This is a genomic window from Chryseobacterium sp. KMC2 (assembly GCF_016756935.1).
GTDB lineage: Bacteria > Bacteroidota > Bacteroidia > Flavobacteriales > Weeksellaceae > Chryseobacterium > Chryseobacterium rhizosphaerae.
Genome location: NZ_JAESIT010000006.1, coordinates 265,152 through 275,165, shown reverse-complemented (window position 1 = coordinate 275,165; position 10,014 = coordinate 265,152). Strand labels below are relative to the sequence as shown.

Genomic DNA, 10,014 nt, shown 5'->3' with positions numbered 1-10,014 from the left:
GTTATTAAAGTTTCCAGCTTTGCGCATATAAAGTACACTAAAGTTTTAAGAAAATCTTTGATTTTCATCTTAAGTGTACTTACTTATGCACTATTCTTTTAAACTTTCTAAAGTGTTCTAAAGTGTTTTAAATATTTGCAATGTTGAGATTTAAGGACTTTGTTGTAACCACAAAAGTCACAAAAGTCTTTAAACACTTAAGTTATTAAAGTTTCCAGCTTTGCGCATATAAAGTACACTAAAGTTTTAAGAAAATCTTTGATTTTCATCTTAAGTGTACTTACTTATGCACTATTCTTTTAAACTTTCTAAAGTGTTCTAAAGTGTTTTAAATATTTGCAATGTTGAGATTTAAGGACTTTGTTGTAACCACAAAAGTCACAAAAGTTTTTAAACACTTAAGTTATTAAAGTTTCCAGCTTTGCGCATATAAAGTACACTAAAGTTCTGAAAAAATCTTTGATTTTTTCACTCTCCAACTCTCCAACTCTCCAACCCTCACACTCTCACACCCTTCAACTCTCTTACACCTTCACCATTCCCCTGAATCCTCTCGCTGCATAATAGGAATCTGCACCATTATGGTACATAAAAACGGTATTATAGCGTCTGTCACAGAAAATAGCTCCTCCAAGTTCTCTGATAGAAGCCGGTGTTTTTACCCAGCTTGACGTTTTCTGATCAAATTTTCCGAGTTCCTGAAGCTGGCGGTATTGTTCTTCGGTTAAAAGTTCAATTCCCATTTCAGCAGCCATATCAATGACGTTGCTTTCCGGTTTGTTGGCTTTTCGGGAATCCCAGGCTTGGTAATCATAGCAGAGGCTTCGGCGTTTAGGGCTTTCCAGGGAGCAGTCGAAAAAGATATATTCGTCTGTTTTTTTGTTATAATCTACCACATCAGGTTCACCTTCTGTGGTTTCCATTTCGTTCAGTGACCAGAGTTTTTCAGGGTTGGCTTCCAGTTTTGGCTGTATTTTCTCCCATTTCAGGTCGTTGTGGCGGGTCATATTTTTCTCAAAGCGGGTTTTTAAAACTTTTAAAAGAGTTTCGCTTTGTTCGGGAGTTAATGCTTTCTTTTTCATGTTAAATTTCGTTTTAATGATGTTTTATTGAGAATGTTTGGGGTTAACTTTAAAGGCACTCATTGCCATAAAAATACGGTTTTAAGGTGTGAAAACTTTTTCTGTGATGAATTTTTTAGTTGGTTAATCGCAAAGACGCAAATTATTATAAAAAATACTGCTTTAAGACGCAAGGATTTTATCTGCGATACAATTGAATGCTGCTGATCTAAATCTACAATATTGTATTTGGTTGTACCTGCTGAAAATCGTTGATTTTCTTGCGTCTTATAATATCCTTGTTGTATTAAATCTTTGCGCCTTTGTGTTTTTCCAACATCTGATAGTAAATAGTTGGCTAATCGCAAGGACGCAAAATTATTATAAAAAATACTGCTTTAAGACGCAAGGATTTTATCTGCGATAAAATTAAATGCTGTTGATCTAAATCTACAGTATTGTATTTGGTTGTACTTGCTGAAAATCGTTGATTTCTTACGTCTTACAATAGCCTTGTTGTATTAATCTTTGCGCCTTTGCGTTTTCCCAACATCTAATAGTAAATAGTTGGCTAATCGCAAGGACGCAAAGTATTATAAAAAATACTGCTTTAGGACGCAAGGATTTTATCTGCGATACAATTGAATGCTGTTGATCTAAATCTACAGTATTGTATTTGGTTATACCTGCTGAAAATCGTTGATTTTCTTGCGTCTTATAATATCCTTTTTGTATTAAATCTTTGCGCCTTTGCGTTTTTCCAACAACCTTATAGCAGAATGATTGTATGGCACCTTTATCGTTTTATTAATGATTGGTAAAAGCAATTTTTCTGTTGGCAGGTCTGAAATACCAGGAAATAAGGACTAAAACCAATAATAATACAGCTGGAAGTGTTCTGGCCGCGGGATCTCCAACAATTAGGTGGGAGATAACTGCCCCTGACATCACAAAGAAAAACCCGGCATAGGCCCATTCTTTTAGTAATAAACGCTTTGGAATAAGGATAGTGATAACGCCTAAAATTTTCCAGACTCCTATGATGGTCATCAGGTAAGCGGGGTAGCCCAAATTGGTGAAGTTGGCGAGTTCATCTTTGTTTTTCATAAGCTGGACAATAGCTGTAGAAACCATTCCCAGGGCCATCCAAAGGGTAAATATCCAATAGATGATTTTTGTTCTTTTTTCTGATCGGTTTGATGTTTCCATATTGATTAAGTTTTGTGATTAGTCGTTAAGCCCTTTTCCATCCAGGATTTGAGGGATGCATTTCTCAATTCTTGCTTCTCTTGTTTTAGACTGTTTCGCAGAGGAGAAATGGAGTAGGTAGGCCCGTTGTCTTCCTTGTGTCAATCCTTCGAACGCTTCTTTTAATGCCAGATTTTCATCTAATCTTTGTTGAAATTCCTCAACCATTTCAAAGTCCTTGGTTTTCTTCATTTCAACCTTAGCCTCGGATTCTTCAATTTCTACAGCTTCAAACATATACGCTTGAAGTTCTTTTTCAAGATCATTGATCTGTTGAATATCTGTAAAACGGATTTGCCTTGCCGCCTGTACATTTTCAGATTGCTGAATTAAAATCTGGTCAGGATCTTTCATCAATGCTCCTTTAAAAAAAAGAAGTGCACAATATTCTTTAAAACCGTGAATTAAGAAAATATTCTTTCCTTCATAGGTGTAACAGGGACAGCCCCATTTTAAATCTTCTACCAATTCGGTACTTAGTGCAATGGTTCTTAATTTTTCAAATTCTTCTTTCCATTGTGTGGATTTATCGAAGAAAAAATCAACTTTTGGATTCATGTGTTTTGGGTTTGAGGGTTCTGGAGTTCTAGGGTTTGAGAGTATTAGAGTTATAGAGTGGGAGAGTTTGAGTGTTTTAGGATGGGAGGGTAAGAGCGTGTGAAGTTTAAAGTGTAATGTTCAAGGTTGTTGTTCTTTCTCTCATCGTTGACGATTCACTGCTAAGCAAAATTCCCTATTGACATTCACAATGTAAACTATGGCATCCATGTCTCTCATCTCTTCGTTTATTATCTCTTCGTCTCTCTAAATATTTCCTGCAAACGGTTATGTGCCATATTAATCCCCTGAGCGAATGGCATTTTCAGGTGCTGATCTCTGAAGTCTACGGATTTATAAATGGTTTGGATCGTAATTTTGCTGGTAGTATCGGTTAATTTTTCAAATTCTAAAAATTCAATCTGAACCGGAAAAGGCGTGTTCTCCATCTGAAAAGTTCTCGTAATTTTCTCATTCTGAACAATGTCATGAATAGCTCCATTGGCGCTGAACACTACATCTCCCTGAGGATTTAAGGTTTCAAAGCGGTAACTTCCGTGTGGTCTGTTTTCAAATTTGGTCACTTTGGTTCCCATCCATTGTTCAAAAAGTTCAGCTTCTGTATAGGCTTTGAAGAGCAATTCTACAGGAAGATCAAATTCTCTGATGATGAAGATTTCCTGTTTGCCATCTTCTGCGTGGATTTTTGTTTTAAGTTCCATATTTTGAGGTTGGTGTTTTAGGGTTTGAGAGTGGGAAAGTATTAGAGTATTAGAGTATTAGAGTATTAGAGTGGGAGAAAATTGATATTATTATCTATTCGTTTCTCATCTTTCATCTCTTATTACTCATTACTTATTATTTATGTTTTGATATGCTTTCATCACATCTTCAAGCTTATTGAATTTCTCGTCCCACATTTTGCGGAAGGGTTCTATAAAATTGGCTATTTCTTTCATTTTATGGGGATTAAGGTGATACGTAATTTCCCGGCCGTTTTGTTCAGCTCTCAATAGTTCACATTCTGTAAGGATCTGGATATGCTTGGAAACGGTAGGTCTTGCAGTATCGAAATTGGAAGCAATGGCTCCTGCAGTCATGGATTGAGCAGCCACCAGCATCAATATAGATCTTCTGGTAGGGTCTGCGATCGCCTGAAATACATCTCTTCTTAAATTCATTGTGTAGTTATTTGACTACAAATATATGTGTAGTTATTTAGCTACGCAAGTTTTTTCATTTAATTTTTTCAAAAAATTAAAAGTAATTTAGATTTAAAATTATGCAGGAATTGTTAATTGTAGAATATTTGTTATTGGTTTTTCTAAATTTTTAGCAAAAACTTTAATTTGAAACTTTATTGTGGTTTCTTGTCTTGAAAATACTGCAAGCCTTATAGGAACTGATAGAATTTCGGTTGGAAGATGGTGTTTTACGTGATTTAGTTCACTATAAATGGTATACTCATCATCTTTAAGTTCAACAGTAGGATATTGCAATTCGTCCCAAGTTGCAGTTCTTGGCTGACTTTTTATTAGTGGATTAAATTTTTTTTGTTTGGTGTATATAGATTCTCTTATTAAAAATTGATCTGTTTTTTTAACAGTTATTTGAATTGATACATTTTCTAAAAATTCTGTACTTTTATTATTTATATAAAAATTTATTTTATAAGCATTTTCCTCAAAAAAACAATATTTATCACTATTTGAATAATCTTGTTCTACAGTACTGAGATTTGATCGTAATTCAGCAAGACTCCTATTTTTGTATGGTGTAAAACTAAAAGGGTGAACAGATGGTATTGTGAAATTATTTAAAGGTGAGTTTAATTTTTCTTTCTTTAAAATGATTGATTCTATTTCTTTTTTGATCTGAGTAGATGGTAACTCAAATTCTTTTCTTTTGATATGTAAATCGGTAATAAAATGTTTCTCATTGAATGAAATACTTATATCATTTGAGATATCAATTTTTTTCTGAGTGTTATATATATCAATATCTTTTCTTGTAAGTCTATTTTGAGAAGATCCTTTTCGGACAAATGATTCTCCTAATTTTAGTTTTCCATTATTTTTTTTCATCATATAAGGAGGGTTTGAACATTCCGTTATATGAAAAATTCCAAAAAGTTTTTCTTTATGTTTAAAAGGGAAATATTTAAATCCTATGCTAGGTTCAATATTATTTTCTACTAATTGTTGATAAGTTGCATCGTCGATGAAATCATCATTAATACCAAGAAGCTCTCTTTCTCTATTTGCAGAATGTTTTACTCCAATAATTATGAATCTATTATTTTTAGTTAAAGAATTAGCTAAAGACATAATATCTTTTAGGAAAGCTTCGTTTAAATCTTTCTTATATTGTATAGCTTTAAAATCTAAGGATGAATTTTCATTTTCAAATTCAATAAGTTCTATTAACTCTGAATAATCAGTCATATTTTGATTATTTTATTTCTCAATCAATCTCTCCAATTTCTCAATCATCTCCTTTTGTTGCTCTAGCATACGCTCATAAAGCTCTACCATTTTATCAAGAGGATTAAAAGTACAATGGAAGTTTGCTTGCCCTCCGTCAGTAAAAGTATTGGCAACAGCACTATCGTGGAAAGTATTAGCTATAATGTTGATAGCAGATTCCTCATCAAAATTCTCAATCGCTTCTGCCGGCACTTTCAGAATCTTCGCTACCTGCGCCAGAATATCAGATTCTACGGTTTCTTTTTGTTCTAAAAGGGAAACTTTCTTCTGGTTCCAGTCATCACCCAGTTCAAAAGCTAAAGCTTCTTGTTTAATTCCTAACATTTCACGGAAACGTTTTATATTTCGGCCCTGGTGTATTTTTTTATTTTGCATATCTGTGTAATCCATAATAACAAATATAAAGCTTTAAGTGCTAAAAATAAAGCACGGTTTTAAAATAAATTATCTTCTAAAATAGCTATTTTTTTGCATAAAATATCCTTTTCATAACTGGTACAGACTCCCGGATATTTCTTGCTTTGATGAAAAACAACAATATGAGAGAAATAATTATTCGGGGCAAATATAAGATAGTGTCCATTCGGAACCTTACGGTTTCCCATAAAGCATTTGGAAGAGCGTATAGAAGGCTGGTTTTCTTCCCTGAAATCCGGCTGGCAGGGAAGTGGCTGCTGGAGTGTGGTTTTGAACCGGGAGATAAAGTCTTGGTGACGGTTCGGAGGAATCAGATTATTTTAGAAAAGGAGATGGTGTATGAAGATGTATAAATATATAGAAGTTCGTTTTTGTTTTGTAGAATTTCTCGCAGATTTCGGAGATCAAGCAGATGATTGGGGATTACAATCTGCGATATTTGCTTGATCTGTGTGAGGTTTTTAATTAAATGCAAAGTTAAAGGTGTCTCAGTTTTTGAAAGAGCTACCCTGGAAAGGTAGTATACTGTTGACGAAAAGATTATGTGTGGCTGGATATTTTTAGGGAGCTAAGGGGGGACAAGTGAACTTGCCGATGAAGGTGAGGGGAAAGGATAAAATCTGCGTAATCTGTTTGATCTGCGAGAGATTTATATTTTTTTAGGTTAAACGCAAAGTTTTATGATGGTGCTGTATATTTTAGGGAGCTAAGGGTGGGCAAGTGAACTTGCCTATGAAGGTGATTGGAAAGGATAAAATCTGCGTAATCTGTTTGATCTGCGAGATGTTTATTTTTTTAGACGCAAAGCTTTATGATGGTAGCTGTATTATTTTTAGGGAGCTAAGGGAGGGCAAGTGAACTTGCCTATGAAGGTGAGTGGATAGGGACTATGTTTTTATGGTAAGAGAAATAAACTCTTTCGCTTGTTTCTTTTTATCAATTCTCGCTGATTTCAGGATAAATAAATGATAAAATCTGCGTAATCTGTTTGATCTGCGGGAGATTTATATCTTTTAGGGTAAACGCAAAGTTTTATGATGGTGCTGTATATTTTAGGGAGCTAAGGGCGGGCAAGTGAACTTGCCTGATGAAGGTGAGGGGATATGGTTTCGGCGGCCGGAGGCCGCCGAAACCATACCATTCCTGAAATATAAATACCATTCAAGAATTATAGTTTTGCTTATTTAAGAATAAAATGATGTAAGCTATTCCTGCTTAAATAGGTGTTACTAAGTTTTTTTACTTACAAAAATATCTGTCCAGAAGTATCTGGAATAATGTAATAAAAACGGTGTTTTTCTTTTGCTTTTTCAATGCTATTGTTATTAGTTTATAGTTCTGGATTTGATATAAAAAAGTCTCTGCTTTTTTATATTAATATATGTTAACACACTAAATAGTGTCATATTTTATGACTGCAAATGTATAAAAAATATTTATAAACAAAGCAGGCCTGCATTATTCTTAGTATTATCATTTGTTAACAGTTTCATCATCTTATATTTATTGGGATAGAAGACCCCTGGAATCTGTTGAGAAAAACAGGAGTCATGAAATAATCTTATCTTTGAAAATCCAATATTTTCTTAGCATTAATCAATACTACCATAGATGAAATTTTTACTGGACTTTTTATTCCGTGTTTTACAGCTTTTTACAGAACCTTATTTTTTAGTATTTCTTGCAGTAGTTATCATCGCTCTGCTAAAAAGAAAAAATAAATGTAAAAATCTGAGAACAGGAATTTTTATATCAGCAGTTGTCCTGATTATCCTTATAGGAAATGGCTTTCTGGGTAAACTAATCTCCGGATATCTGCAGAAAAGTTATATCAGTAGTTCAGGGATGAAGAATACACCGGCTCAGAATCCCATTATTGTAGTACTCGGTGGCGGGGTGGTAGATATTGACAATACAGAGAAATTGCATACCATGTCTTATTCCAGAATAGTTACTGCCTATCAATTGTATCATGAATACAGGGAAAATAATCAATCTTGTAAAATATTAATTTCCGGAAAAGGAAGAGGACATACAAGTGAAGCCGAATTATTCAGAGAGAATTTTAAAAAGATGGGGGTGCCGGATTCTGACATGATTAAGGAAGACCAAAGAATGAATACCTATCAAAATGCAAAATATTCCAGCCAGATAGTAAATCAGATGGGGCCATCCAGTGTATATCTGGTGACTTCGGGATTTCACATGAAAAGATCTGTTGCTTTGTTTCAGACATTTGGCTTAAAACCTATTCCTAAAGCATCGGATTTTATAGATACTGAAATAACAATATTTCCTAACAGCTATAACGCTGCATTTACATTTGTTATGCTTAAAGAGGTCGTGGGAATCTGGCAGGTGAAATTGTATAACAGTTTGGGAATGAATAAATAATATTCTGTAGTCTAATACGAACAACAAACCGGCCCCTTGAGTGAACTTAAGGGGCCGGTTTGCTTTAAAACTTTTCAAACTGTTTTAGTAGGTTTTGGCTAAAGCCAAATTGATTGTCATATTTTATCAGATGGGCTAAAGCCCATCTCTATTGAATTTACATTGTCGTTTTTTAAATCATCAGCCTGTTTTCTCCAGTGAAATTAAGGACTATTCTCCCATAAAATCTCTGCAAAATCACATAAAATACCTTCAAATAAAGAAAAACGATAAAAGGTCCCAAATACCCCGTTTTTTTCCATCCTGTACCTATGCTATCTGACTGAAAATAAGAGGGATTTATGGGCAAAAATGATTTTTGATTGAAATTTCAGATTTTTTACATTTTAAAGACATTAAATTTATGTCCATCAGGATCTGCAAAGACAAAACCATAATAGTTGTTTCCAAAACTTTCAGGTTCTGAGACAATGGTTCCGCCTGCATTTTTAACTTCTTCCGCCCACTGGTCGGCCTGATCTATGGTTTCAGCGGAAAGGGTAAATATAATTTCATTGGAATGGTGAGAGTCTCCAAATTTTACATGCTTTAGATTGCTTTCAATAATGTTTTTTAGAAAGAAGTGAATAATAAATTCATTTTCTCCAACAAAAAAACTTACCAATTCATTAGAACTGTGTGGATTATTGGGCTTAAATCCCAGTTCTGTATAAAATTTCTGTGTTCGTTCAAGGTCCGCCACAGCAAGGTTTGCCCAGATCATTTTTGGTTTCATACTATTTTATTTTTTGGTTAGGATAAAGGTAGCACCTTTCAATAGGATAGAGGTTGTCATGTGGCAAGTTTTTTATATCTGTCCTATTTGTGGGAAACCGTAATGAGATGATTAACTCAAAAAATACTTTTGTAAAAACAAAATTCAAAAACCATGAAAGAAATGCTTTTATTAGGAGGTATTATTGCATCAATTGCAAATAGTAAGGCACAGGTAAAGCTATATAATGTTGATTTGCCATATTTTAACAAGTCTAATTTAGTTAAGGCAGCAAAAACTGTTAAAAGTGCAACAAATATTATTCAATATAATGCTATGGGACAATTACATGGGATCAATATTGAATATAGAAGGGATGCAAGCGTAGGTCTCATCAGGTATTATCATAACAACAGATTAGTATATGCAGCACAAGCTTTTATGAACGGCAATGCAATGCAAAAAGTTTATAATTACAGTGATAATGGGAGTTATAACGGCATGCAGGTTTACACATTTTTGGATTCCAGTACCAATAAATGGAGTAAAACAGAATTTATGTATCATAATGGGAGGTTAGTCAGCATTAATGATAAGTTGAAATTTCCAAATTATACGTTAAATTTTAAGGAGGGGAAATTAGAGGGTGAATTTTATTTCTATGATAGTTTACACTGCTCTTGTTATTATTATGGTTTCGCAAAAGAGGGCAAGCCTAAAATCATTACTAAGATTGAGATAGGGGAAGACCTGTCGTTTAGAAATACATTTTACGAACTTACTGATAAGTCAATAAAAAGCACGACTATATTTGATTATAGGAAACCAATAGAAGAAAATTTAGAAATCACGGAAACCCCGGTAATTGTGGAAAATAAAAATGTGCATCTAGATAATGATCATTACAGGATTGTTTTTGATAAACAACATGATTGGATGTTGATCCTAAGATCTAGGGAATTTTATAACGATAATACTATGGATGAAATAGATTGGTCAGAAACATCATTTGGCGTTCCCAGTCCTTATACATTACCACAGAAACAGCATTAGCCACAGAGTTTCCCTTGGTTATTTCAGATGATAATGATATTTTTGAGATGATAGTAAGTAAGGT

Annotated in this window: 11 protein-coding genes; 3 read left to right on the top strand and 8 right to left on the bottom strand. The window is 33.8% G+C overall.

The window, feature by feature from the left end; all coding sequences use genetic code 11:
• Nucleotides 1–524: 524 nt before the first annotated feature.
• The 7 genes from JML65_RS09620 to JML65_RS09590 form a co-directional block, all read right to left on the bottom strand.
• Nucleotides 525–1,082 carry a DUF4256 domain-containing protein gene (locus JML65_RS09620; protein WP_202270669.1) on the bottom strand — a complete coding sequence of 186 codons (558 nt, stop codon included), beginning with the start codon at nt 1,080–1,082 and terminating at the stop codon, nt 525–527.
• 786 nt (nt 1,083–1,868) lie between these two features.
• Nucleotides 1,869–2,270: a DoxX family protein gene (locus tag JML65_RS09615; protein ID WP_047493795.1), complete on the bottom strand. Its 402-nt coding sequence runs from the start codon at nt 2,268–2,270 to the stop codon at nt 1,869–1,871.
• Between the two features lie 18 nt (nt 2,271–2,288).
• Nucleotides 2,289–2,867, bottom strand: a complete 579-nt coding sequence (locus JML65_RS09610; protein WP_202270668.1) for a YdeI/OmpD-associated family protein — start codon at nt 2,865–2,867, stop codon at nt 2,289–2,291.
• 230 nt (nt 2,868–3,097) lie between these two features.
• Entirely contained in the window at nt 3,098–3,568 is a 471-nt protein-coding gene (locus JML65_RS09605; protein ID WP_047493791.1) for an SRPBCC domain-containing protein, read from the bottom strand.
• Nucleotides 3,569–3,697: 129 nt separating this feature from the next.
• Nucleotides 3,698–4,027, bottom strand: a complete 330-nt coding sequence (locus tag JML65_RS09600) for an ArsR/SmtB family transcription factor (protein ID WP_202270667.1) — start codon at nt 4,025–4,027, stop codon at nt 3,698–3,700.
• Between the two features lie 99 nt (nt 4,028–4,126).
• Nucleotides 4,127–5,290, bottom strand: coding sequence for a helix-turn-helix domain-containing protein (locus tag JML65_RS09595; RefSeq protein ID WP_202270666.1), 1,164 nt, complete (start codon nt 5,288–5,290; stop codon nt 4,127–4,129).
• 12 nt (nt 5,291–5,302) lie between these two features.
• On the bottom strand, nt 5,303–5,722 hold the full coding sequence (locus JML65_RS09590) for a helix-turn-helix transcriptional regulator (RefSeq protein ID WP_202270665.1): 420 nt from the start codon (nt 5,720–5,722) through the stop codon (nt 5,303–5,305).
• 149 nt (nt 5,723–5,871) lie between these two features.
• Here JML65_RS09590 and JML65_RS09585 point away from each other — a divergent pair, with 149 nt between their 5' ends.
• Nucleotides 5,872–6,102: a SymE family type I addiction module toxin gene (locus tag JML65_RS09585; RefSeq protein WP_157969920.1), complete on the top strand. Its 231-nt coding sequence runs from the start codon at nt 5,872–5,874 to the stop codon at nt 6,100–6,102.
• 1,258 nt (nt 6,103–7,360) lie between these two features.
• Nucleotides 7,361–8,143 carry a YdcF family protein gene (locus JML65_RS09580; RefSeq protein ID WP_202270664.1) on the top strand — a complete coding sequence of 261 codons (783 nt, stop codon included), beginning with the start codon at nt 7,361–7,363 and terminating at the stop codon, nt 8,141–8,143.
• A gap of 379 nt (nt 8,144–8,522) precedes the next feature.
• Here the strand turns inward: JML65_RS09580 and JML65_RS09575 are convergent, their stop codons facing one another.
• Nucleotides 8,523–8,918 carry a VOC family protein gene (locus JML65_RS09575; RefSeq protein WP_202270663.1) on the bottom strand — a complete coding sequence of 132 codons (396 nt, stop codon included), beginning with the start codon at nt 8,916–8,918 and terminating at the stop codon, nt 8,523–8,525.
• Nucleotides 8,919–9,071: 153 nt separating this feature from the next.
• Between JML65_RS09575 and JML65_RS09570 the strand changes: the two genes are divergently transcribed.
• On the top strand, nt 9,072–9,950 hold the full coding sequence (locus JML65_RS09570) for a hypothetical protein (RefSeq protein ID WP_202270662.1): 879 nt from the start codon (nt 9,072–9,074) through the stop codon (nt 9,948–9,950).
• The last annotated feature ends 64 nt before the right edge of the window (nt 9,951–10,014 follow it).